The 23118-nt window shown below is 72.1% G+C and carries 15 protein-coding genes; 5 read left to right on the plus strand and 10 right to left on the minus strand.

Annotated elements, in window-relative coordinates:
* Positions 1-32 precede the first annotated feature (32 nt).
* Positions 33-893: a 3-methyl-2-oxobutanoate hydroxymethyltransferase gene (gene panB, locus ACZ4WZ_RS25955; RefSeq protein ID WP_467893888.1), complete on the minus strand. Its 861-nt coding sequence runs from the start codon at positions 891-893 to the stop codon at positions 33-35.
* 306 nt (positions 894-1199) lie between these two features.
* Here panB and ACZ4WZ_RS25960 point away from each other — a divergent pair, with 306 nt between their 5' ends.
* Positions 1200-2228 carry an endonuclease/exonuclease/phosphatase family protein gene (locus ACZ4WZ_RS25960; protein ID WP_467893890.1) on the plus strand — a complete coding sequence of 343 codons (1029 nt, stop codon included), beginning with the start codon at positions 1200-1202 and terminating at the stop codon, positions 2226-2228.
* A gap of 84 nt (positions 2229-2312) precedes the next feature.
* On the opposite strand, the gene ACZ4WZ_RS25965 is transcribed toward ACZ4WZ_RS25960, so the two are convergent.
* Positions 2313-4067: an NAD+ synthase gene (locus ACZ4WZ_RS25965; RefSeq protein ID WP_467893892.1), complete on the minus strand. Its 1755-nt coding sequence runs from the start codon at positions 4065-4067 to the stop codon at positions 2313-2315.
* 80 nt (positions 4068-4147) lie between these two features.
* Positions 4148-5374: a hypothetical protein gene (locus ACZ4WZ_RS25970; RefSeq protein WP_467893894.1), complete on the minus strand. Its 1227-nt coding sequence runs from the start codon at positions 5372-5374 to the stop codon at positions 4148-4150.
* Between the two features lie 308 nt (positions 5375-5682).
* Here ACZ4WZ_RS25970 and ACZ4WZ_RS25975 point away from each other — a divergent pair, with 308 nt between their 5' ends.
* Both ACZ4WZ_RS25975 and ACZ4WZ_RS25980 read left to right on the plus strand, forming a co-directional pair.
* Positions 5683-6411, plus strand: coding sequence for a DUF998 domain-containing protein (locus tag ACZ4WZ_RS25975; RefSeq protein WP_467893895.1), 729 nt, complete (start codon positions 5683-5685; stop codon positions 6409-6411).
* 38 nt (positions 6412-6449) lie between these two features.
* Entirely contained in the window at positions 6450-7307 is an 858-nt protein-coding gene (locus ACZ4WZ_RS25980) for an alpha/beta fold hydrolase (protein WP_467893897.1), read from the plus strand.
* A gap of 18 nt (positions 7308-7325) precedes the next feature.
* Here ACZ4WZ_RS25980 and ACZ4WZ_RS25985 read toward each other — a convergent pair whose 3' ends face one another.
* The 3 genes from ACZ4WZ_RS25985 to ACZ4WZ_RS25995 form a co-directional block, all read right to left on the minus strand.
* On the minus strand, positions 7326-8000 hold the full coding sequence (locus ACZ4WZ_RS25985; protein WP_467893899.1) for a DUF305 domain-containing protein: 675 nt from the start codon (positions 7998-8000) through the stop codon (positions 7326-7328).
* Positions 7997-8647 (minus strand): DUF3105 domain-containing protein, encoded by a 651-nt coding sequence (locus ACZ4WZ_RS25990; protein ID WP_467893901.1) that lies wholly within the window; start codon positions 8645-8647, stop codon positions 7997-7999. Before ACZ4WZ_RS25990 ends, ACZ4WZ_RS25985 begins: the two co-directional genes overlap by 4 nt.
* 69 nt (positions 8648-8716) lie before the next feature.
* Positions 8717-9100: a hypothetical protein gene (locus ACZ4WZ_RS25995; protein WP_467893903.1), complete on the minus strand. Its 384-nt coding sequence runs from the start codon at positions 9098-9100 to the stop codon at positions 8717-8719.
* Positions 9101-9276: 176 nt separating this feature from the next.
* On the opposite strand from ACZ4WZ_RS25995, the gene ACZ4WZ_RS26000 reads away from it, so the two are divergent.
* Entirely contained in the window at positions 9277-10638 is a 1362-nt protein-coding gene (locus ACZ4WZ_RS26000; RefSeq protein ID WP_344153501.1) for a glutamine synthetase family protein, read from the plus strand.
* A gap of 885 nt (positions 10639-11523) precedes the next feature.
* Here ACZ4WZ_RS26000 and ACZ4WZ_RS26005 read toward each other — a convergent pair.
* The 4 genes from ACZ4WZ_RS26005 to ACZ4WZ_RS26020 all read right to left on the minus strand — a co-directional run bounded on the left by ACZ4WZ_RS26005 (position 11524) and on the right by ACZ4WZ_RS26020 (position 19893).
* Positions 11524-13278 carry a GmrSD restriction endonuclease domain-containing protein gene (locus ACZ4WZ_RS26005; RefSeq protein WP_467893905.1) on the minus strand — a complete coding sequence of 585 codons (1755 nt, stop codon included), beginning with the start codon at positions 13276-13278 and terminating at the stop codon, positions 11524-11526.
* A 911-nt stretch (positions 13279-14189) separates the two neighbouring features.
* Positions 14190-14876: a hypothetical protein gene (locus ACZ4WZ_RS26010; protein ID WP_467893907.1), complete on the minus strand. Its 687-nt coding sequence runs from the start codon at positions 14874-14876 to the stop codon at positions 14190-14192.
* An 84-nt stretch (positions 14877-14960) separates the two neighbouring features.
* Positions 14961-17036, minus strand: coding sequence for a PIG-L family deacetylase (locus ACZ4WZ_RS26015; protein ID WP_467893909.1), 2076 nt, complete (start codon positions 17034-17036; stop codon positions 14961-14963).
* Between the two features lie 292 nt (positions 17037-17328).
* The gene (locus ACZ4WZ_RS26020; protein WP_467893911.1) at positions 17329-19893 is read right to left on the minus strand and encodes a PIG-L family deacetylase; all 2565 of its coding nucleotides are present in this window, start codon (positions 19891-19893) and stop codon (positions 17329-17331) included.
* A 192-nt stretch (positions 19894-20085) separates the two neighbouring features.
* On the opposite strand from ACZ4WZ_RS26020, the gene ACZ4WZ_RS26025 reads away from it, so the two are divergent.
* The gene (locus ACZ4WZ_RS26025; protein ID WP_467893913.1) at positions 20086-23073 is read left to right on the plus strand and encodes a bifunctional [glutamine synthetase] adenylyltransferase/[glutamine synthetase]-adenylyl-L-tyrosine phosphorylase; all 2988 of its coding nucleotides are present in this window, start codon (positions 20086-20088) and stop codon (positions 23071-23073) included.
* Positions 23074-23118 lie beyond the last annotated feature (45 nt).

The raw sequence follows: 23118 nt of genomic DNA on the forward strand, positions 1-23118 counted from the left end.
GGGCCTGCCGGCGGGCTGTCGGTACGCGGGGACTAGTGGAAGGCGTGCTCCTCCTGCGGGAACGTTCCGCCCACCACGTCCTCGGCGAAGGCCTTCGCCGCGTCACCCATGGTCCGGCGCAGGTTCGCGTACTGCTTGACGAAGCGCGGCATCTTCCCGCCGGTCAGGCCCATCATGTCGGTCCACACCAGCACCTGCGCGTCGCACTCCGAGCCCGCGCCGATGCCGACGGTCGGGATGTGCAGCGACCGGGTGACCTCGGCGGCCAGCTCGGCCGGGACCAGCTCCAGGACCACCGCGAAGGCGCCCGCGTCCTGCGCGGCCTTCGCGTCGCGCAGCAGCTGGTGCGCGGCCTCGTCGGTGCGGCCCTGCACCCGGTAGCCCATGGCGTTCACGGACTGCGGGGTCAGGCCCAGGTGGGACATGACCGGGATGCCGGACTGGACGATCAGCTCGGTCTGGGGCAGCGAGCGCTCCCCGCCCTCCAGCTTGACCGCCCCGACACCGGCGTCCTTCACCAGCCGGGTCGCGCTGCGCAGCGCCTGCACGGCGCCTTCCTGGTAGGAGCCGAACGGCAGGTCGCCGACGACCAGGGCCCGGCTGGTGCCCCGTACGACGGCCGCCGACAGCAGGGTCATCTCGTCCATCGTCACGGGGACGGTGGTGTCGTAGCCGAGGTGACAGTTGCCCATGGAGTCACCGACGAGGATCACCGGGATCCCGGCCTCGTCGAACACGGACGCCGTCATGGCGTCGTAGGCGGTGAGCATGGGCCACTTCTCGCCGCGCTCCTTGGCGAGGTTGAGGTCGCGGACGGTGATCCGCCGGTTGCCCGTGCCTCCGTACAGGGTGGGGGAGGCGGCTTCGCGGGCAGGCGAAACGGCATGCGTCATTGCAACTGCTCCTTGTGTCATCTCGAGGCGCCCTCACGGCGTCCCCGGACTCACCCACCATGGTGGCACCCGTCCGGCCGTGGACGGAAGTGGGAGGGCCGCGGCGCGCTGACCGGTCCGTCACACTCCTGGCCCGTCTCCAGGCGCGCCGGAGCCAATGTGCGCGTTTCGTGACAAGCGGAACCCTTGCCGCACGACCGTTCGTCCTCCCGGTTGTACGGCCGCGAGGACGGCACGGAAGGCTCCCGACATCGCCTAGGGTCAAGGCACGGGGACGGAGCGCGAGCACGGCAGCGAGGACATGGCATGGCACAGGCGTACATGACGGAGACGGGGAACGGCGGCTCCGAGCCCGGGCCCCCCGGATCCGGACTGAAGCGCCTACTCGCCGAGTTGCGGGGCGACCGCGGCATCTGGAAGCGCGGCATCGTCACCGCCGGCGTCGCTGCCCTGATCTCGCTGGTGATGATCTTCCACGCCGAGCTGTCCAACGACGTGGGCAACCTCGGCAGCCTCGTCGAGACCTTCCTGCCCTGGCTGGGGCTGGCCGTGCCGGTCCTGCTCGCCATCGCCGTGATCCGCAGGTCCGCGACGGCCCTGATCGCGATACTGCTGACGGCCGCGGTCTGGGTGAACCTCTTCGGCGGCCTGGTCACCGACAAGTCGGGCTCCCGCGGCAACCTGATGGTGGCCGCCCACAACGTCGACGCCGACAACCCCGACCCGCGCGGCACCGGCGAGGCGCTCGCCACCTCGCGGGCGGACGTGCTGGCCCTGACCGAGCTCAAGGCGAGCGCCGTCCCCGTCTACGAGAAGGCGCTCGGAGGCGCGTACAAGTACCACGCGGTCGAGGGCACGGTCGGCGTGTGGAGCAAGTACCCGCTGACCTCCAGCAAGCCCGTGGACATCCGGCTCGGCTGGACCCGCGCCATGCGCACCACCGTCGCGAGCCCCTTCGGCGAGATCGGCGTGTACGTCGCCCACCTCCCCTCGGTCCGGGTCAAGCTCAACGCCGGCTTCACCGCCAACCAGCGCGACAACAGCGCCGACGCGCTCGGCGCGGCCCTCGCCGCCGAACCGCTGAAGAACGTCATCCTGCTCGGCGACCTCAACGGCACCATGAACGACCGCGCCCTGTCCGAGGTCACCTCGCAGATGCGTTCCACCCAGGGCGCGGCCGGCGACGGCTTCGGCTTCAGCTGGCCGGCCCAGTTCCCGATGGCGCGGATCGACCAGATCATGGTGCGCGGGGTCAAGCCGGAGGCCTCCTGGACCCTGCCCCGCACGGGCAGCGACCACCTCCCGGTGGCCGCCCGGGTGACCGTGCGCAAGTGAGCGGCGCGCCCGCGGAAAGCCGGCCGGGGGCCCGCCGCACGAGCGGCGGGCCCCCGGCCCTTCCCATCGGGCCGGGTGCGGCCGCTACGCGCGCTCGCGCCAGCCGTTGGTGATGGGCAGCCGGCGGTCCTTGCCGAAGCCCTTCGCGGAGATCTTGGTGCCCGGCGGGTACTGGCGGCGCTTGTACTCGGCCGTGTCCACCATCCGCAGGGTCCGGGCCACCAGCTGCCGGTCGAAGCCGGCCGCGACGATCTCCTCCAGGCCCTGGTCGCGGTCCACGTACAGGTCCAGGATCGCGTCGAGCACCGGGTAGTCCGGCAGCGAGTCCGTGTCCACCTGGCCCGGGCGCAGCTCGGCGCTCGGCGGCTTCACGATCGAGTTCTCCGGGATGGGAGGGGTCTCGCCCCGCTCGACGGCGGCCCGGTTGCGGTACCGGGCGAGCCGGAAGACGTCGCTCTTGTAGACGTCCTTGATCGGCCCGTAGGCGCCGACGGAGTCCCCGTAGAGGGTGGAGTAGCCGACGGCCAGCTCGGACTTGTTGCCCGGGGCCAGCACGATGTGCCCCTCCTGGTTGGACACCGCCATCAGCAGGGTGCCGCGCAGCCGGGACTGGAGGTTCTCCTCGGCCAGGCCGGTCAGGCCCAGCGAGCCCATGTAGGCGTCGAACATCGGCTCGATCGAGACGGTGCGGAAGTTCAGCCCGGTCCGTTCCGCCAGATCCGCGGCGTCCCCCCTGGAGTGCTCCGAGGAGTACTTCGAGGGCATGGCGATGCCGTACACGTTCTGCGCCCCGACCGCGTCGCAGGCGATGGCCGCGACGAGCGCCGAGTCGATGCCCCCGGAGAGCCCGATCAGGACGGAACGGAAGCCGTTCTTCCTGACGTACGCGCGCAGCCCCACGACCAGCGCGTCGTACACCTCCTCGTCGTCGTCCAGGCGCTCGGCGTAGCCGCCGGTCACGGCCGGCTCGTACGCCTCCACCGGCTCCTCGGAGAGGATCACCCGGTCGATGCGCAGACCGTCGTCCACCACCCCCTCGGGGGCGTCCGCCCGCGCCGCCGGCAGGTCCAGGTCGACCAGGACGCAGCCCTCGGAGAACTGCGGGGCGCGGACGATGACCTCGCCGGACGCGTCCACGACGATCGAGTCGCCGTCGAAGACCAGGTCGTCCTGGCCGCCCATCATCGCCACGTAGGCGAGGGTGCAGCCGGCCTCCTGGGCGCGCTTGCGGACCAGTTCGAGGCGCACGTCGTCCTTGTTGCGCTCGTACGGGGAAGCGTTGACGGAGATCAGCAGCCCGGCCCCGGCGGCGCGGGTGGCCGGGACGCGGCCGCCCTCCTGCCAGAGGTCCTCGCAGATGGCCAGGGCGACGTCGACGCCGTGCACCCGGATGACGGGCTGGGTCTCCCCCGGCACGAAGTACCGGAACTCGTCGAAGACCCCGTAGTTGGGCAGGTGGTGCTTGGCGAACCGCAGGACGACCCGGCCGCGGTACAGCACGGCGGCCGCGTTCTCCGGGGACCCCGCGGGGCGTCCCAGCCGGGGGGCGGCCCGCTCGCTGCGGTCGAGGTAGCCGACGACGACGGGGAGCCCGCCGAGCCCCTCGTCCGCCAGCCGCCGGGCCAGCGCGGCCAGCGCGGTGCGGGACGCGTCCACGAAGGACGCCCGCAGGGCCAGGTCCTCGACGGGGTAGCCCGTCAGCGTCATCTCCGGGAACGCCACGAGGTGGGCGCCCTGCTCGGCGGAGTGCCGCGTCCAGTGCACGACCGAGTCGGAGTTGGCGGCGATGTTGCCGACCTGCGAGTCGATCTGATTCAGCGCGAGGCGTAGTTGAGGCACGGGCCCAGTCTAATCGTCTTTCTGACGCGATGTCCTGGGCCGGGCCGTGGCGCCACCGGTTCCGGGGCCCGGCGGACGGTTCAGCGGACCGGGCCGCTGAACTTCGCCGGGGGCAGCAGGACGCCGGGGGAGAGGTCCGCGCTGATGGACTTCGTACCCTCCGGCACCTCGAAGGCGGCGCTGCCGGACGCCGTGTGGCCCGGCTCGATCACCCTCTCGACGCGCTTGGGCATCCGGCCGTCGAAGACGAGCTTGCCGGGCCGGCCCTGGTCGTCGAGGACCGCGGGAATCGCGTGGATGACGCGGTGGGGCCGGTCGGAGGTGTTGGTGATGGTGAAGTCCACCCGCACCGCGTTGCCCACCTCGATCCACTGGCTGCTGGTGGTGTACTTCCGGGGTTCGGCGATGCTCACCTGGATCCCGCTGGGGTACGTGTACGTACGGCCGAAGTCGAGCGGGGTCGTGATGCCGGGGCCCGGCGGGGGCACGGCGGCGTCCTCGTCACCTTCGAGCAGGTCGTCCTCGTCCCACTCCTCGTCCCACTCCGGATCGACGGTGATCTCGCGGCCGGCGCGCTCGACGGCCCGGTCGACGACGGCGACGGTGAGGAACAAGCCGCCGACGCAGGCGCCCAGGCTGAGCAGGCCGAGGCCGGCGCCCACGAGCGACATCACCTTGCGCGGGGCACCGGCCAGGGCGCGCACGAGGGCGGCGACGCCGAGGCCGAGGGCGGTCAGGCCGAGGAGCGCGCCGATCCAGAACACGAACGGGATGATGGCCACCGGGACGGCCACCAGCCCCAGGACCAGCGCGGCGACGGCCATCCCGTTGGAGGGCGCGACGGGCGCGGGCCGGAAGCCGGGATGGGCGGCATAGTCGGGGTACGCGGCGTAGGGCGGCGGGGGCGGCGGGCCGGCGTGGCCCCAGGCGCCGGGGGGCGGGGCGGCGGCGCTCGGCGGGAACTGCGGCGGGGCCGCCCCCGGGGCGGGCGCGGCCCACGGGTTGAACTCCCCGGGCGGGGGCGGCGGGATCTCGGCGGGCGGGGCGTCGGCGGGCGGGGCCTGGGCCGTCGGGGCCTGGGCCGGCGGGGCGTCCGTCGGCGGGGTCTTCGTCAGCGACGGCCGCACCGGCTCGGGGGCGGGGGCCGCCGGCTCCGGCGCGGACGCCGCGGGGTCCGTCTGCGGCGTCCGCGGCTCCTCCGGTGACGGCTTCTCCGGTGACGGCTTCTCCGCCCCCGGTATGGGCGCGTCCGCGGGCTCGGGCGGCGGACCGGACGGGGTCCCGGGCGGGTTCGGGGGCGTACTCATGCCTGAGGCGTCCTTGGAGTGTGCGGCGTACGGAGCGCGGAACGCGGTGTACGGACGATGCGGGCAGCCTGCCATGCCCCCCGGCACCCTCCAAGCGGATTCGGCCCCCGCACCCCGGCCCGGGAGCGGAATCGGCCGAAGTGCCGGAATCCGGACTTCAGCCCGGGGAACGCGGCAGGCCGCGCACGCGTTCTCCGCGTGCGGGGCTCGGCCGGATGGCCCTGGGCGCGCATCCGGGCGATCCCGGCCGCGGCACCGCCCGGGGGCGCCGCACGCCGATGCCGGATCTGCTGAGGATCATTCACCCCATGCGTACAGAACGCCCGAAACGTCCGTACCGCACCGCAGGAGACGCGCCCCCGAGCACCCGGCCCGTCGCCCTCCTCATCGGTCTCGGCGCGGCCGCGTACACCGCCTGGGTGCTCGAAGTCGTCCTCTCCACCGGCCTCAACCCCATCGAGACCTACGTCAGCGAACTCGCCGCCCAGGACCAGCCCCTCGGCGGCCTCTTCCGGGCCACCGACTTCACCGCGGGCCTGCTCGTCTTCCTCGGCGGGCTGCTCGCCCTGGCGCGCCTGGTCCGCCACCCCCCGTCCCGGGGCCCCTGGGCCGTCGCCGGCTGGTGCGGGATCACCCTCTTCGGCGCGGCCACCGCCGCCGACGCCTGGCTGCCGCTCAGCTGCCGGCCCACCACCGACCCCGAATGCGCCGCCCGCGAGACCGCCGGACTCGTCCCGGCCACCCATCAGGCCCATGCCATCAGCAGCAGCCTCGCCATGACCGGCGCCCTCATCGGGACGGTGGCGCTCACCGTCGCCGCCCGGCGGTACGGGCGGCTCGCGCCCCTCGCCCGCTACGGCCCCGCCCTCGTCACCATGGAGCTGCTCGCCACCGTCTGGACGCTGACCGCCATCGCCCTGTTCACCGCCGGGCACGGCACCTGGGCGCTCGGCGCGGGGCAGCGGCTCCAGGTGCTGCTGGTCGCGCTCTGGCTGGGGCTGCTGGCCCGCTCCGTCCACGAGGAGCGCCGTACGTGAACCCCCCCGCCCCGCTTCGTCCACGAGGAGTGCCGTACGTGAATCCCCCGCCCCGCTTCGTCCGCGTGGACGGGATCCCGCTGCACGTCGTCGTCGAGGGCGCCGGGCCGCCCGTGGTGCTGAGCGCCGGGCTCGCCATGGCCTGGTTCGACTGGGACCCGGTCGCGGCCCTGCTCGCGGCCCGGGACCGGACCGTGATCCGCTTCGACCGGCCGGGGCACGGGCTGAGCGCCCCGGCGACCGAGCCGCCCGGCGCCGCCGGCGAGGCCCGCCGGATCGCGGGCCTGCTGGACGGGCTGGGCCTGGGCGGCGTGCCGGTCACCGTCGTCGGGCACTCCATCGCCGGGTTCCACGCCGAGGCCTTCGCCCGCCTGTACCCGGAGCGCACCGACGCCCTCGTCCTCGTCGACTCCAGCGTCGAGGAGGCACCCCGTACGGTGCTGCCCGCCGCGCTGCGCACCGCCGCCGCCCGCGCGCTCGGCCGGGCCGTGACCGCCGCCGGGCTCCCGGCCGCCCTGGGGCCCGCGCTGCGCGGCGGGGCCGTACGGGCCTCCCGGGCCGGCCGGGCCGCGGATCCGGCCGGGCGGGACCTCGTACGCCGCTGCTACCGCACGGGCCGGGTCTGGCGCGGGGCGCTCCTGGAGAACTCCCGCTACCCCGACACCGCCGCCGAGCTGCTCGCCCTCCGCGCGGAGCACCCGCTGGCGGCGCCCGCCACCGTCCTGGCCGGCCACGACGGTTCACCGGGCGACGCCGCCCGGCGCTGGCTCGGCCGCCAGGCGGCCCTCGCCGAGGTGCTCGGCGCCCGCTTCGAGGTCGCCGAACCGGCCGGACACCTGGTCATGCTGGACCGCCCGCACCAGGTGGCACGGGCGGTCCTGCACGCCCGCGGGTAGCCGCCGGGCCGGGCCGGGCTACCGCGGCGCCGCCCCGCGCCCGCGCAGCATGTCCGCCATCAGGTTCAGCTCCGACTGCTGCGCCTCGACCATGCCCTGGGCCAGTGCCCGCTCCGCCGGGGTGGCGCACTGGCGGGCACAGCCCTCGGCCATGGCGACGCCGCCCTTGTGGTGGTCGGTCATCAGCTGGAGGTACAGCACCTCGGCGTCCCGGCCGTTCGCCGCGCCGAGCCGCGAGAGCTCCTCCTTCGTGGCCATCCCGGGCATCAGCGCCCCGGGCTTGGCGCCGGCGTGCCCCGCGTGGCCCCCGGACCCGCCGTGGCCCTCCGGCGAGGACATCCACGACATCGGCGGCTCGTCCGCCACCACCTTCGGCAGCCCCCACAGGTCCAGCCAGCCCAGCAGCATGCCGCGCTGGTTGGCCTGGGTGTTCGCGATGTCGTACGCGAGGCTGCGCACGGGCTCGTCCTGGGTGCGGTCGCGGACGATGAAGGACATCTCCACCGCCTGCTGGTGGTGCACCGCCATGTCCCGGGCGAAGCCCGCGTCCGGCGAGTACAGGGCCGGCGCGGCGGCGGACGGGGAGCGCCCGCCGTCACCGTCCGGGCCGTTCGCGGTGGCGACCGTGGCCCCCACCGCGAACAGCACGGCGAGCACGACGGCCGCGCCCGCCGCCCAGTACGTACGGGTCACTTCTCGCCCACCCCGTTGGTGCAGGCCGCGCCCGGCTCGGGGGTCTGCTGGCCCTGCACGTACTTGGTGAAGAACTGCGCCACGCGCGGGTCGTCCGCCTTGTCCACCGTCAGCTGCTTGCCCCAGGCGCTGAGCATGATCGCGCCGGCCTGCTCCTTGACGGGGCTGAGCAGCGTGTACGGGGTCTTGCCGACCTTCTCGGCGAGCTTGTCGACCTCGGCCTTGTCGGCCTTGTCGTTGTACGTCACCCAGACCGCGCCGTGCTCCAGCGAGTGGACGGCGTTCACCTCGGGGATCGGGTTCTTGTAGACGTCGCCGTCGCAGTTCATCCAGCGGGGGTGGTGGTCGCCGCCGACGGGCGGGTTCATCTCGTACTTGACCGGGGTCTCGACGTGGTTGCGGCCGAGCTTCTTCGCGTCCCAGGTCTGCTCGCCCGAGACCGGCGCCTTGCGCGCCGCCTCCGCGTCCTTCTCCTTCTGCTTCTGGTCGATCAGCACCCAGGCGCCGAATCCGACGAGCCCGGCGACGATCGCCGTGGAGACGCTGATCGCGAGGATCTTGTTGCGCCGCTCGCGCGCCTGCTCGGCGCGGCGCATCTCGGCTATGCGCTGCTGGCGGGAGTTCTGCTGTGACGTCCTGCTGGCCATGTGCCCTGTTCCTTCTGCTGAGGGGGTGTGGGGGTGGAGCCGGTGGTGCCGTCCGGTGCGCCGGAGCGCTCAGGTCCGCAGCACTTGCAGGACGTGCAGGCCGGGGGCGCGCGCGAGGGTCCCGGGCGGCCGCACCGGCCCCGCGGCCGCGCCCGGGCGGGCGGCGGGCACCGGCCCGCTCCGGGGCAGGGCCACGGCGGGCGGCGGGGCGGGCAGCACGGCCGGGGTGACGTGGGAGAGGGGGGAACAGCCCGGAGGGTCGTACGGGGACACACAGGTGGCGTGCGCGGCGTGCCCGCCGTGCCCGGCGTGCACCCGTCCGGGTTCCGCCGAGGGCCGCACGCAGAGGAACGCCAGGCCGGCCGCCACCCCGGCCGCGATCAGCAGCACGAGGAAGGCGCGCCGGAAGGGACGCCCGCGGCGTCCGCTCCCCGTGTACTCCCAGCCCCCCATGGGCGCCGATGGTAATGCTCATGGCTTGTGCGCGGTCGGAGCGGGGGTGCCATCGGCTCTGGGGGGTGCGTAATGTGGCGGAAACCACCACTGGCGATACTGGACGGGCCCGACCGCGCTCCTCCGCCCTTTTGGGGTGGTGGTGCACGGATCGTCTGAACTGCGAGGATGAAGGCATGGACAAGCAGCAGGAATTCGTCCTCCGGACGCTCGAGGAGCGCGACATCCGCTTCGTGCGCCTGTGGTTCACCGATGTGCTGGGCTTCCTGAAGTCCGTCGCGGTCGCCCCCGCCGAACTGGAGCAGGCCTTCGACGAGGGCATCGGCTTCGACGGCTCGGCGATCGAGGGCTTCGCCCGGGTCTACGAGTCCGACATGATCGCCAAGCCGGACCCCGGGACCTTCCAGATACTGCCGTGGCGCGCCGAGGCCCCCGGGACGGCCCGGATGTTCTGCGACATCCTGATGCCGGACGGCTCGCCCTCGTTCGCGGACCCGCGCTACGTCCTCAAGCGCATCCTGGCCAAGACGTCCGACCTGGGCTTCACCTTCTACACCCACCCGGAGATCGAGTTCTTCCTGCTGAAGGACAAGCCGCTGGACGGCACCCGCCCCGTCCCGGCCGACAACTCCGGCTACTTCGACCACACCCCGCAGAACGTGGGCATGGACTTCCGCCGCCAGGCGATCACCATGCTCGAGTCCATGGGCATCTCGGTGGAATTCAGCCACCACGAGGGCGCCCCGGGCCAGCAGGAGATCGACCTCCGCTACGCCGACGCCCTCTCGACCGCCGACAACATCATGACGTTCCGCCTGGTCATGAAGCAGGTCGCCCTCGAACAGGGCGTCCAGGCCACGTTCATGCCGAAGCCCTTCTCCGAGTACCCGGGCTCGGGCATGCACACCCACCTGTCCCTCTTCGAGGGCGACCGCAACGCCTTCTACGAGTCGGGTGCCGAGTACCAGCTCTCGAAGGTGGGCCGCTCCTTCATCGCGGGCCTCCTGAAGCACGCCGCGGAGACGGCCGCCGTCACCAACCAGTGGGTCAACTCCTACAAGCGCATCTGGGGCGGCTCCTCCCGCACCGCCGGCTCGGGCGGCGAGGCCCCCTCGTACATCTGCTGGGGCCACAACAACCGCTCGGCGCTGATCCGCGTCCCGATGTACAAGCCGGGCAAGACGGGTTCCTCCCGGGTCGAGGTCCGCTCGATCGACTCCGGCGCCAACCCCTACCTGACGTACGCCGTACTCCTGGCGGCGGGCCTCAAGGGCATCGAGGAGGGCTACGAACTCCCGGCGGGCGCCGATGACGACGTCTGGGCCCTCTCCGACGCCGAACGCCGCGCGATGGGCATCGAACCCCTCCCGCAGAACCTGGGCGAAGCCATCTCCCTGATGGAGCGCAGCGAACTGGTCGCCGAAACCCTCGGCGAACACGTCTTCGACTTCTTCCTGCGCAACAAGAAGCAGGAGTGGGAGGAGTACCGCTCGGAGGTCACCGCCTTCGAACTGCGCAAGAACCTCCCGGTGCTGTAACCCCAGCTCCGGCAGTACCCCAGCATCACGACCCCGGGCCGGTGGCACCAAGCCGCCGGCCCGGACCCGTCTCCCCCCTTCAGGCCGCCCGCCGTCGCCTCGGCGGCCACGGCGTTCATCCCTGAGGGCCTGCCCGACGAGCCAACCTCGCCTTCGCCCCTCTGGTAGTCGGCGACCTCTGCTTCCCGAACCCCGCTACCAAGCACGGGCGGCTTCGCCCGCCGGATGCACCTCGCTGAGGCCGCCGTCACCGGTGACGTGGTCCTGGTCCAGTACCTGCCTGAGGAGGAGGACCCGCGTGACGCACGTCGACGATGTGATGTGGATGAATCGGGCATCGAGCTTCCTGCCAGTGCCCGCTGGCGGAAGGGGCGTTCTCGGGCGATGTGCTCATGGTGAACGCCGGCGGCGAGGACCTGGCTAGTAGCTACTTCCGCGAGACGGATACCCCCGTCCACAGCCGAGGAATTGGCCCTGGACGAGCTCCAGGCGCAGGCCCCACGCTCGGTGTGATTATCTCCAGCACCCTGGAGCCCCGCTCCGAACGCCGACCCCGTCCCCTCACCTGCACCCGATTGATCCTTCGCCCGCCCATCCGCTGTGCGGTCATTGCCTGCGCGAGCCGAGCCTCCTCGTGCATGACTGTGGAGGCAAGAGCTTCGTGCTGAGGGTGTTGAGGTGGTAGATACCCATGGCCTGGAGAATCGGACACGCGTGGCGAATTATCACTTGCTGGCTTGTTGAAATGTCGGAGCCCGGACGGATGTGAGTGAGCTGTCCGGGCTTTAGGTCCCCGCTGACACTCGAGCGCTGTGGGTTTATCAGTCGAAGGCAGCGGTAGGGCTCCGGGTACGGCAAACCCGGAGCTGCACCGGTAATGGAAGGTTAGCGAAATTGCCTTGACAATGCGACGATCTCTTGCGATTCATGCACACGCTCAGTGGAGGATCCGCGGCGCACGAAGACGGTGCCATTTCGGAACGACAACTCTTGCTGGCCTGGCACCAATACTCGAATGACCGAAAGGCCCTTGTAGTCGATGGTGTCAATGGCTGACAAGACTTGTGTTGCGAGAGGTTCGCTGAGGCCCGCGCGGGAAAGTTGTTCTACAAATCGCTGAACATAGCTGTCTAGCGTCATGCTCTTAGCGTTAGCCTCCCGTTCAACCCCTACCACATGATGCACCCCAATCGGAATTGGGGTCATTGAATCCATCTGGCGAATGCGGGTCGCGTGGGCTTCCTTGTCGGCAACGCCGAGGAAGAGGTATCCGTCGGTGCCGGGTTTAGTGTTCGCGATACCGCAGATCGTCTCGGCCAGGCGTCCAACGATCTCACTGTCCCATTCGCGAGAACTGTCGAGCCGGAGTAGCCCTTGTTTGAATTCATAACGCGCTGTCTCGATTTTCGATCTACGCAGCGAGTTTTCGAAGTCGAGAGAAAGTCCCGCACCATGCCCAAACACGGGCGGGACCTTGTTGACGAAGTGGCGCTGAATCAATCCGGTGATCGTGTCGATATTTGATACGCGCTCCTCGGAGGAGGTGTAGTGCTTCCCGCTCTCGAGCTTTGATCCCACTCCCTTCAAGGCGGAGACGATTGCCGGGTAATCGTCAGGAGATTTCTGTTGTTTTACGATCAAATCAAAGAATGCCATGAAGATCGCGTAGAAAGGAGTGCGGATCGGGTTTGCACTCCCCGGGCGAACGAGGTTGCGCAGCCCATTGGGGGTTGCGAGTTGACTGTCGATGACCTCTGACATTACTGAGAAGGTCGACTTGATCTCCGACTCTAGGCGCTTAGCGCCATAGGCGGAAAGGGCCACATCCAGGCGTCGATACTTTTCGCTCTCGGTGTCGTATAGTTCATCAAACGCCTCGCGACTTGCAGGGAACGGGACTCCGAAGAGGATTGAGGCGGCGATGTCGGCAACCATCTGTTCATCGTAGCCTTCTCGGAGCTGTTTGACGTTTAGGATCCCGTGCCTAATCCAAAGTGTGTCGTCGGCTCGTACGCCGTATTGTTGGCGCTCGCGTGACGAGTCAATGGAAATGCTGGGCATATCGTGGAGGAATAGAATGTCCTCGGATACGTCACCCCGCAATGAGCTGGCTACGGACCGCACGGCTTCGGAGAACCGGTTTAGTATTCCGGCCTGCCGCTTCTCTTGAACACTCAGCTGCCGGCCGTTTGAATTGATCCGACTGAAAACTTCTGTGATCTGCTGTTCGGTATGTGTAGGGAAGATGGTCACTGCGAGTTGATAATCGAGAATGTTTGCACACTTGTCCGCCGGAAGCGACATTAGGGTATCGACAGGCGGGAAGGCGCCTGCCTTCGCGGCTTGTTGAGCTCGAGCGCTCTGGCTTAGATCGAAGTGCATACCCTCGTAATCGAATCGCTGCTCGATGAAAGAGAAAATCGCATCGAGTCGCTGCATGCCGTCGATGATCTCGTATCTACCCGCGCCGTGGATCTCGGGACGCTCGGCGAGCAGGATCAGAGGGATGGGATATCCGTCCAAGATGCTGCGGATGAGCAGCTGCTTTTCGGAAACGGCCCATACGAGCTTCCGCTGATATCGCCTGTTAACGAAAAGTGAATCATCGCGAAAGAGACGGTAAGCTTCCTGGACGCTCATGCCTCGGGGCGTGATCGAGACGTGAGGTTCTGTCGACAAGAGCTCCTCCTCAGGGTTGACTGACTGACAGATGAGGAAGTTTTGCACAATAAGGCGATGCTGTCTGGCGTATTGCCGTAGTCGAGGGGGGCAGGTCGGCATGTTCCTTGTCTCGGCACACACCCTCCCCGCAAAGGGGACTCAGGTCGCCGCGTGCGATGCGAGCGCCGTGTGTTGCTGAGGAACGTTTGCGCAGGTCAACCCTTGCTAGCGTCTACTTCAGTCTGCCTCTGGAGGCTGCGCTGTCCCTGCTAGCCCGGGCCAGGCATTGCCTCCTGGGCCCTGGGCCGTGCCGTACCCCTGCCGTAGCTCGTGTGAGAACGACTTGGTCAAGGCGGCCGCCGCGCGCGGACTGGAGGTGCTCTCATCGGGCATTGTCGTCCCTGACTTTCGACCCCGGTTGGGCCGCCGACTACCGCTGAGCTGAGCGTGTGTGAGGTGAGGTCGCTGACGCTGGCCAATTAAGCGCAGCGGCTACGAGCGCGAATCGGGCAGCTGCTCGAACCACGACAGGCTCAAGGGCAGCGAAATCCGTGCACGCTGTTCTGCGGGCCGAGCGAGCCGTCGGAGATGAGTCGGCCTGTGCGAGCGTGTCGGGATCGCGCTCGCTTGGCCCGGTCGTGAAGACGATGTGCTCGCCAGGAACCGCCCGCCGACAGCGCGGGGCGGTGTACCTGGGCCGTCTGTGGGCCGTCCGACGGTGGCCGAGGGCGCTTGGCGATTGCCATGGACGCCCCCTTCCTGCTGATGACGGGGTCAGGCAGGGATGCGGCAGGTTGGGGAGTCGAGCTGCGCAAGAACCTCCCGGTGCTGTAGGGCTCGGCTCCGCTCGTGCGGGCCGTCGGTCGGGGGCCGGCGGCCCGGCGGGGTTTCTACGGCTTGGCGCAGGTGAGGGTGACCTGGTCGCTGCGGGCGCTCAGGCCCGCGGACGGCACGTGGAGGGTCATGAACACGCTCGGGGAGACGCCGTTGACGGTCGCCGGGAGGTCGACCACCTTGAGGAGCGAGACGCTCTGGATGCCGGGTTCGAAGTGGGCCTTGCCCTTGGCGAAGGGAGTGGCGCTGGAGGCGTAGGTCCAGTGGTAGTCGACATCGCCCTTGCCCGTGCCGGTGATCCGGCCGTCGAACTCGGCCCTGCTCGGCTTGGAGCAGTCGACCACGGTGCCGGGTTTGGTGAGGGTGACGACCTCGACCTTGGTGACCTTGACCTTCCCCTGCTTGCCGCCGTCATGCTGGCCCCGGGGCGGCGTGGTGCACCCGATGCGGCTGCCCTGGGAGCTGACGGTGTACTTGCCGTAGCGGACGTCGTGCTTGTCGAGTGCGCCCTCGTCGTCCACCCGGGCGCGCTGGTTCGTCCGCGGGCCGTTGATCGTGACGGACTGGCCCGGCTCGAATCCCTCCAGGATGAGGTCGTACGAGGGCCTGCCCTCCCCGGTCGCCACCAGCTCGCACGAGCCGACGGCGGGCGCGGCCGCCGGGGCGGCGGAGGCCGGGGTGAGGACGGCCGAGGAGGCGAGGAGCGGGGCGGTGAGGAGCGTGAGGAAGCGGTGCTGGTTCATCGTGCTGCCCTCCGGGCGGAGAAGCCCCCGATGCTCCTCCCAGGATATCGGCGGGCGGTCGGCGTCCGCCTGCGCGGCGGCGGGTCAGGCGGGGGGCGTCCGGACCGCCGGGTGCCAGGTGGGGCGGGGGCCGGCGGGGCGGGTGGTCGTGGTGTGGAGCCGGGCGTCCAGGCCCAGGACGGCCGCGGTCGTGGCGCCGGCCGGGCCGAGTACGGCCGAAGGGGCGCCCGCGTAGAGCATCCCGGACTCCGTCCAGGCGGGCGGCCCGCCCAGGGTGGTCGCGGCGACGGTGCCGGTGTCCGCGCGGCCCGTCACCGTGCGGCCCGCGGCGCCGACCGCGCCGTAGCCGGCCCGGCCGCCGGACTCCGAGACGCCGGAGACCTGCGGGGCGCCCGCGCCCGCCGTGACGAGCGCGCTGCGGACCACTCCCGAGTCGGGGCGGCGGAAGTAGAGGCGGATGCCCGCGCCGTCCCGGGCCGCCGAGAGGGGGACCGTCGTGGCGGGCAGCCCGGTGGGGTGCGGGCCGGTGAGCGGGGCGCCGGGGGCGGGCTGCGTCCAGGCCAGCACGGACGCGGTGGTGGCGGCGTACACGTGACGCCGGCCGGCGGCGTCGAGCACCGCGACCGGGTCGCTCTGGAGGTCCTGGCCGCCCAGTTGCTCCCAGTCGGTGAAGGCCCCCGACGGCTGCTGGGCGCGGGCGCGCAGGGTGCGGCGGGAGTCGCGGAGGTAGACGGTGAGGCGGCCCCCGGCGTCGACGGCGGCCGAGGGGGTGCTGATGGCCGAGGTGCCGGGCTCGTCGTCCGGCTCGGGGGTGCCGAGGGAGGCCCACGCCCCGAACGGGCCGTCGGGCGCGGACTGGACCGCGTACACCACCTCGCGCCGGTAGTCGGCCGGCCGGGGCCCGAGCACGGTACGGGTGGCGAGGACCGCGACGCGGCCGTCGGGGAAGCGGACGGTACCGGCGCCCGGGTCGATGCCGGAGCCGGGGAGCAGGACGGGCCCGGTCCAGGTCCCGGCCCGGTCGCGCGTCCAGACGGCCATCCGCCCGTCCAGCGCGGCGAAGGCCCAGAGCCGGCCGGGGGTGCCCTCGGTGAGCCAGGAGGTGGTGTCGGCGCGGGCGTAGCGCAGCGACTGGGCCCAGTGACGGCCGGTGGGGCTTCCCGCCACCTTGCGGTCGCCGCAGCCGGAGGGGGAACCGCAGTAGTCGGCCCGGTCGTGCCAGGCGTACGTCTTCAGGAAGCCGATCTTCGTCTCGGCGGTCTGCGGGTCCAGCGCGTGCGGGAGGCTGCCGTTGTGGTAGCCGAGGTAGTTCTGGACCGAGAACCGCGGCCGGTCCGCGACCCGCTCGGCGTACAGCGCGGTGGCGGCCTGCACGAAGCGGGCGCCGTACATGTGGTCCTGGTGGTCGGTGTACTTCCCGGTGGCGGCGTACCGGTTCGGCGTCGGGTCCTGCATCCGTATCGTCGTCGGCCGGTACCGCTCCAGGATCCCGGCTATGGACTCGATCACCTGGTCCTTGGTGTACGAGAACTCCTGCTTGACCGGCGTGCCCGTGGTGAGCTGGGAACCCAGCGCCGGTATCCGGCCGTTCCACAGGCCGCGCAGGCTGTCCGGGTTGTCCGCCGCCGGGTTGCGGGCCTCGCGCAGCTGGAGCCAGACCAGGTTGACCCGCGGGCGGGCGACGAGGACGTCGAGCTCGGCCTGTCCGCCGCCGGCCGTGGGTATGACCGTACGCTTCCAGGCGCTGCCGCGGTCGCCGGTGGCCATCTCGGCGTAGGCGGCGCGTATGCCGTTCTGCCGGGCCTCCGCGTACCGGGCGCGGTCGGCGGGCTGCTCCGGGTCCTCGGCCTCTCCGCCGCGCGCTTCGTTGCGGCCGTCGGCCTCGCCGGAGGTCAGGTAGGCGGTGGTGACGGGCAGTCCGGCCAGCAGGGAGCGGCTGAGGTCGGGGTTCATGAAGAACAGGTCGTCGTCGGGGTGCGCGACGACCTGGACGACCGTGCCGGAGGTCGTGCTGGCGGGCAGGGCTGCGACGGGGTTCTTCCCCTCGCCGGTCTCGGCCGCCGTCTGCTGGCCGGAGGTGACGGCAAGGACGCCGGAGGCGCCCACGGTGAGCAGGGGAAGCGCGGCCGCGAGGAGGAGACGGCGGCGGGAAAGGGGCATGGTCACGGCCTCTTGAGGTCGCTTCGGGCAGGAAGAACCGCTGTGCAGTCACTGAGAGGCCGAATCGGGGCAGTTGGTTCACCGATTCCGACGATGACGCACGCTTTTCCGAAAACGACCGGATGTGATTGTGCCCTGCCCTGCCCTGCCCTGCCCTGCCCTGCCCCTGCCCCGGCCGCGCCCTGCCCCTGCCGCGCCGGCGCCGAACCGACCGGATCGTGGGCGGGGTTGAGGAGGTCCCGCACGCGGCTGGGCGGCCCCGGACGCGCTCGGCGCGGTCCTGCCGGTCCGGCTACCGCCCTCCGGCGCGGGTGTTGCGCGGCCCCACCGGCTGCCACGGAGCCAGGTGCGCGTCCGTGTCGTCCGCCGACGAGGTGACGTACAGCCGTGCGTCGAGGCCGACCACGGCCAGGCTGACCAGGTTCTTCCCCGTCATCGTGCTGGACGGTGCCCCCACGAACATCAGCGGCGAGCGCTGCCACGCCCCGCTCGGCCCGACGTCCGAGCCCAGCTGCCCGCCCGCCGAGCGGCCCGCCAGCACGTGTCCGCTCGCCGTCACCGGCCCGAAGCCCTGGAGCCCGCCCAGGTCGGTCAGGCCGTTCACCCGCAGCCCGTCCTCGGCCGTCACCAGCGCGGAACGCACGTTGCCCGACCCCGGCTTGCGGAACAGCAGCCGCACCCCGCCCTCGCGCCCCTGCGCCGTCAGGGGCAGCGTGGTCTCCGGCAGCCCGGTGGGGGCGGCCGGGCCCAGCGGGGCGCCGGGCTCCGGCTGCGCCCAGCCCGTCACCGTCTTCGTGGTGGCGGCGAAGACCATCCGCCGCCCGGCCCCGTCGGTCGCGGTGGCCGGGGTGCCGTGCAGGTCGGAGCCGCCGAGGCTCTCCCAGGGGCCCCACTCCCCGCCGGGGCGCTGGACGCGGCCGCGCAGGGTGGAGGCGCCGTCGCGCACGTACACGGCGAGCGCCCCGGTGCCGTCGACGGACACGGCGGGTGCGCTGATGTCGGAGGTCCAGGCGTCGTCGGCGGTCTCCGGGGTGCCGAGCGACTGCCAGGGCCCGAACTCCTCGGAGCCGGGGGCCCGCTGGACCGCGTACACGACCTCGCGCAGGTAGTCGGCGGGTTTGTCGCCGAAGGAGGTGCGGGTGCCGAAGGCGGCTATCCGGCCGTCCCCCAGGGTGACGGTGGAGATGCCCTGGTCCATGCCGGTTCCGGGGAGCAGGCGGGGGCCGCTCCAGCTGCCGATCAGGCCGGTGCGGTGCCAGACGGCGACCTGGCCGTCGAGCACCTTGAACGCCCACAGGCCGTGGTCGCCGTCGGAGGTGAGCCAGGAAGTGCTGGTGCCGCGCGCGTAGTTGACGGTCTGCGTCCAGCGGTTGCCCGAGGGGCGGTCGGCGACCTTGAGGTCGCCGCAGCCGGCCTCGCTGCCGCAGTGGTTCTCCCGGTCGAGCCAGGCGTAGGTGTCCAGGATGTCCAGCTTCTCCTTCGCCTCGCCGGGGTCGAGGGTGCTGGGGAGGTGGCCGTTGAAGTAGCCGATGTAGTTCTGCACCGCGAAGTGCGGGCGGTCCTCGACCTCCCGCGCGTAGGCGGCGGTGGCCAGCTGCGCGAAGCGGGCGCCGTAGAAGTGGTCCTGGTGGTCGGTGTACCGCTTCGTGTCGTGGAACCGGCCGGGGGTCGGGTCCTGGACGCGGATGGTGGTGGGCCGGTACCGCTCCAGGACGCCTTCGATGGTCCGGACGACCTGATCCTTGGTGTACGTGAACCCGTGCTTGACCGGGGAGCCGGAGGCGAGCACCGACTCCAGGTGCGGGACCTTGCCGTCCCAGAGGCCGTGGAGGCTGTCGGGGACGTCCGCGTAGACGTTGCCGGCCTCGCGCAGCTGCAGCCAGACGAGGTTGATCTCGGGCTTCGCGACGAGGACGTCGACCTCGGCGTACCCGCCGCCCTCGGTCGGGACCACGGTGCGCTTCCAGGCGCTGCTGCGGTCGCCGGTGGCCATCTTGGCGTAGGCGGCGCGGATGCCGTTCTGGCGGGCCTCGGCGTAGGCGGGCTTGTCGGGCGGGGTGGAGGCCTGCTTGGCGGCGCCCGCGTTGATGCCGTCGGCTTCGCCGGAGGTGAGGTAGACGGAGGTGACGGGGTGGCCGGCGGCTATGGAGTACCGCAGGTCCGGGTTCATGAAGTACAGGTCGTCATCGGGGTGGGCGACGATCTGGAGGACGCGGCCGGGGTCGGGGGCGTCCACGGCGGTGGCGGTGGTGGCCCGGGAATCGGCGGTGACGGGCGTGCCGAGGGCGGCGAAGGCCTCGTTGCCGCGGAGCACGAGCATGCTGCCGGCGGCGGTGGCGGCGACGAGCCCGACGGCCTTGACGATCTTCCGCGCGACCGGGTGCCGGGGGGCCGCGCCGTGGCCCTCCCGGGTGCCGCGCGCGCTGCCCGCGACGGCGCCGGGCCCGCTCGGGGCGGCACCGGGCCCGCCCGCCGCGGCGCCGGCTCCGCCGGCCGCGGCTTCGGCTCCGCCCCCGGCGGCCTCCGGGCTCGTCGCCGGGGCGGGTACGCGGGCCCGGGACGCGGAGTCGCGCCCGGCGCCGGCGTCGGCACCGATGCCGTGGTCCGCGCGGCACTCGGCAGGCGCGCGGCGCTCAGGCGCTCCGCGCTCGGCGGGCGCACCGCCGCCGCCGGCACCCGCGTACGCGCGGCCCTCCGCAAGCGCACCACCGGCACCGGCGTCCGCGCGGCTCGCCTCCGCCGCCGGGGCGGCGGAGGTACCGCGCTGCCGGGGGACCCGTACAGCGGGGGTCGAGGACGGCTCGGGCGCGGGCGAGGAGGGCGGGGTCGCGGCGGAGCCGGCGGGTCCGTCGGACATGGGGGCTCCTCGCGGCCGGTCGGGTGGGGACCGGGCCCCCTGGCACATAGATCTAACAAGTAAGCAGATAATCCGATAATCCGCCTCATGGTATCGGTCACGGTGCCCGGTGAGTCGAACGCCTGCTCCGGCTAGGCTCGCTCCCAGGCCGGCCACACCCCATCGGCGGCGACACACTCGGGAGGCGGCGGGATGACAGTCCCGGGACGCAGGAGCAGCACCTTCATCAGGCTGCTGCGCAGCGGGTTCACCGACCCCACGCACGCCGCCCGGCTCCTCGACGCCGACGCGCTGGCCGCCGTACGCGCCGACCCGGTCCTCCTCGACGCCCTCGGCGCCACCGCAGACCCCGACCTCGCCCTGCACGGGCTGGTGCGCCTCGCCGAGGCCCAGACCCCCGAGGAGCTGCCCCTGCTCCTCGACACCCTCGTCAGCGCCAAACCCCTGCGCGACCGCCTCCTCGGCGTGCTCGGCGCCTCCGAAGCCCTCGCCGACCACCTCGCCCGCCACCCCCGCGACTGGCAGGCCCTCGTCACCTACGAGGCCGCCGACCTGCACCCCGGCCTCGCCGAGTTCGAGCAGGGCCTCGCCGACGCCCACGACCCCGTCGCCCTGCGCGTCGCCTACCGCCGCTGCCTGCTCTCCATCGCCGCCCGCGACGTCTGCGGCACCACCGACGTCGCCCAGACCGCCGCCGAACTCGCCGACCTCGCCACCGCCACCCTCCGCGCGGCCCTGCGCATGGCGACCGCCGCCGCCCCCCAGGACGCCGTCCAGTGCCGCCTCGCGGTGATCGCCATGGGCAAGTGCGGCGGCAACGAACTCAACTACGTCTCCGACGTCGACGTGATCTTCGTCGGGGAGGCCGCCAGCGGCGCCGATGAGCACAAGGCGCTCCAGGCGGCCACCCGCCTCGCCTCCCACCTCATGCGGATCTGCTCCGAGACCACCGTCGAGGGCACCATCTGGCCCGTCGACGCCAACCTCCGCCCCGAGGGCCGCAACGGCCCCCTCGTCCGCACCCTCTCCTCCCACCTCGCCTACTACCAGCGCTGGGCCAAGACCTGGGAGTTCCAGGCCCTGCTCAAAGCCCGCGCCGTCGCCGGCGACCCCGACCTCGGGGCCCAGTACGTCGCCGCCATAACCCCCCTCGTCTGGCAGGCCGCCGAACGCGAGAACTTCGTCGCCGACGTGCAGAAGATGCGCCGCCGCGTCGTCGACAACATCCCCGCCGCCCAGGTCGACCGCGAACTCAAACTCGGCCCCGGCGGCCTGCGCGACGTCGAGTTCGCCGTCCAGCTGCTCCAGCTCGTCCACGGCCGCAGCGACGCCACCCTCCACTCCGGCACCACCCTCGACGCCCTGCACGCCCTCGCCGCCGGCGGCTACGTCGGCCGCGCCGACGCCGCGCAGCTGCACGACGCGTACCGCTTCCTGCGCGCCATGGAGCACCGCATCCAGCTCTACCGGCTGCGCCGCACCCACCTCGTCCCCGAGGACGAGGCCGACCTGCGCCGCCTCGGCCGCTCCATGGGCCTGCGCACCGAACCCGTCGCCGAGCTCAACAAGGCCTGGCGCCGGCACGCCTCCGTCGTGCGCCGCCTGCACGAGAAGCTCTTCTACCGGCCCCTGCTCGACGCCGTCGCCCAGCTCGCCCCGGGCGAGGCCCGGCTCTCCCCGCGCGCCGCCGGCCAGCGCCTCGAAGCCCTCGGCTACGCCGACCCGGCCTCCGCCCTGCGCCACCTGGAGGCCCTCGCCTCCGGCGTCAGCCGCAAGGCCGCCATCCAGCGCACCCTGCTGCCGGTCCTCCTCGGCTGGTTCGCCGACTCCGCCGACCCGGACGCCGGGCTCCTGGGCTTCCGCAAGGTCTCCGACGCCCTCGGCAAGACCCCCTGGTACCTGCGCCTGCTGCGCGACGAGGGCGCCGCCGCCGAGAACCTCGCCCGTGTGCTCTCCGCCGGGCGCCTCGCCCCCGACCTCCTCATGCGCGCCCCCGAGGCCGTCGCCCTGCTCGGCGACCCGGAAGGCCTGCAGCCCCGTACGCACGAAGCCCTCGAACAGGAGGTGCTCGCCGCCGTCGGCCGCGCCGACAGCGCGGAGGCCGCCGTCGCCGCCGCCCGAGGGGTCCGCCGCCGCGAACTGTTCCGCACCGCCGCCGCCGACATCATCGCCTCCTACGGCACCGAGGACAGCCCCGTCGAGAAGGACTGCGGCGCCCTCGTCGACCGGGTCGGCGACGCCGTCTCCGACCTCACAGCCGCCACCATCGCCGGAGCCCTGCGCGCCGCCGTGCGCCACCACTGGGGCGATACCCTCCCCACCCGCTTCGCCGTCATCGGCGTCGGCCGCTTCGGCGGGCACGAACTGGGCTACGGCTCCGACGCCGACGTGCTCTTCGTCCACGAACCCCGCGAGGGCGTCGACGAACAGGAGGCCGCCAAGGCCGCCCAGACCGTCGTCGCCGAGATGCGCAGGCTGCTCCAGCTGCCCACCGCCGACCCGCCGCTGCTCATCGACGCCGACCTGCGCCCCGAGGGCCGCTCCGGGCCCCTCGTACGCACCCTCTCCTCCTACGCCGCCTACTACCGGCGCTGGTCCCTGACCTGGGAGAGCCAGGCCCTGCTGCGCGCCGAGCCCGTCGCCGGGGACGTCGACCTGGGCCGCCGCTTCATCGAGCTGATCGACCCGCTGCGCTACCCCGTCGAAGGCCTCGGCGAGGACGCGGTCCGCGAGATCCGCCGCCTCAAGGCCCGCATGGAGTCCGAACGCCTGCCGCGCGGCGCCGATCCGACCCTGCACACCAAACTCGGCCGCGGCGGGCTCAGCGACGTCGAGTGGACCGTCCAGCTGCTCCAGATGCGGCACGCCTGGGCCGAACCCGGCCTGCGCACCACCCGCACCCGCCACGCCCTGGCCGCCGCCCACGCCGCCGGACTGCTCCCCACCGAGGAGGCCCAGATCCTCGACGACGCCTGGGTCCTGGCCACCCGCGTCCGCAACGCCGTGATGCTGGTCCGCGGCCGCGCCGGGGACACCTTCCCCTCGGACGCCCGCGAACTGGCCGCCGTCGGCCGCTACCTGGGCTACCCGGAGGGCAGGGTCGGCGAGGTACTGGACGACTACCGCCGCACCACCCGCCGCGCCCGCGCGGTGGTGGACGACCTGTTCTACGGCGCGTAGCGGCGCGCCCCGACGGCCCCCCCGCCGCCGAGCCAAGGAGAGACA

This window comes from Streptomyces sp. NPDC029122, assembly GCF_055569445.1.

Excerpts from the sequence above, each read along its gene's own strand:
- ACZ4WZ_RS25975 (WP_467893895.1), top strand. The coding sequence starts at position 5,683 with ATGCGTACAGAACGCCCGAAACGTCCGTACCGCACCGCAGGAGACGCG.
- ACZ4WZ_RS26020 (WP_467893911.1), bottom strand. The coding sequence starts at position 19,893 with ATGTCCGACGGACCCGCCGGCTCCGCCGCGACCCCGCCCTCCTCGCCC.
- ACZ4WZ_RS25995 (WP_467893903.1), bottom strand. The coding sequence starts at position 9,100 with ATGGGGGGCTGGGAGTACACGGGGAGCGGACGCCGCGGGCGTCCCTTC.
- ACZ4WZ_RS25960 (WP_467893890.1), top strand. The coding sequence starts at position 1,200 with ATGGCACAGGCGTACATGACGGAGACGGGGAACGGCGGCTCCGAGCCC.
- ACZ4WZ_RS26000 (WP_344153501.1), top strand. The coding sequence starts at position 9,277 with ATGGACAAGCAGCAGGAATTCGTCCTCCGGACGCTCGAGGAGCGCGAC.
- ACZ4WZ_RS26025 (WP_467893913.1), top strand. The coding sequence starts at position 20,086 with ATGACAGTCCCGGGACGCAGGAGCAGCACCTTCATCAGGCTGCTGCGC.
- ACZ4WZ_RS26010 (WP_467893907.1), bottom strand. The coding sequence starts at position 14,876 with ATGAACCAGCACCGCTTCCTCACGCTCCTCACCGCCCCGCTCCTCGCC.
- ACZ4WZ_RS26005 (WP_467893905.1), bottom strand. The coding sequence starts at position 13,278 with ATGAGCGTCCAGGAAGCTTACCGTCTCTTTCGCGATGATTCACTTTTC.
- ACZ4WZ_RS25990 (WP_467893901.1), bottom strand. The coding sequence starts at position 8,647 with ATGGCCAGCAGGACGTCACAGCAGAACTCCCGCCAGCAGCGCATAGCC.
- ACZ4WZ_RS25970 (WP_467893894.1), bottom strand. The coding sequence starts at position 5,374 with ATGAGTACGCCCCCGAACCCGCCCGGGACCCCGTCCGGTCCGCCGCCC.
- panB (WP_467893888.1), bottom strand. The coding sequence starts at position 893 with ATGACGCATGCCGTTTCGCCTGCCCGCGAAGCCGCCTCCCCCACCCTG.
- ACZ4WZ_RS26015 (WP_467893909.1), bottom strand. The coding sequence starts at position 17,036 with ATGCCCCTTTCCCGCCGCCGTCTCCTCCTCGCGGCCGCGCTTCCCCTG.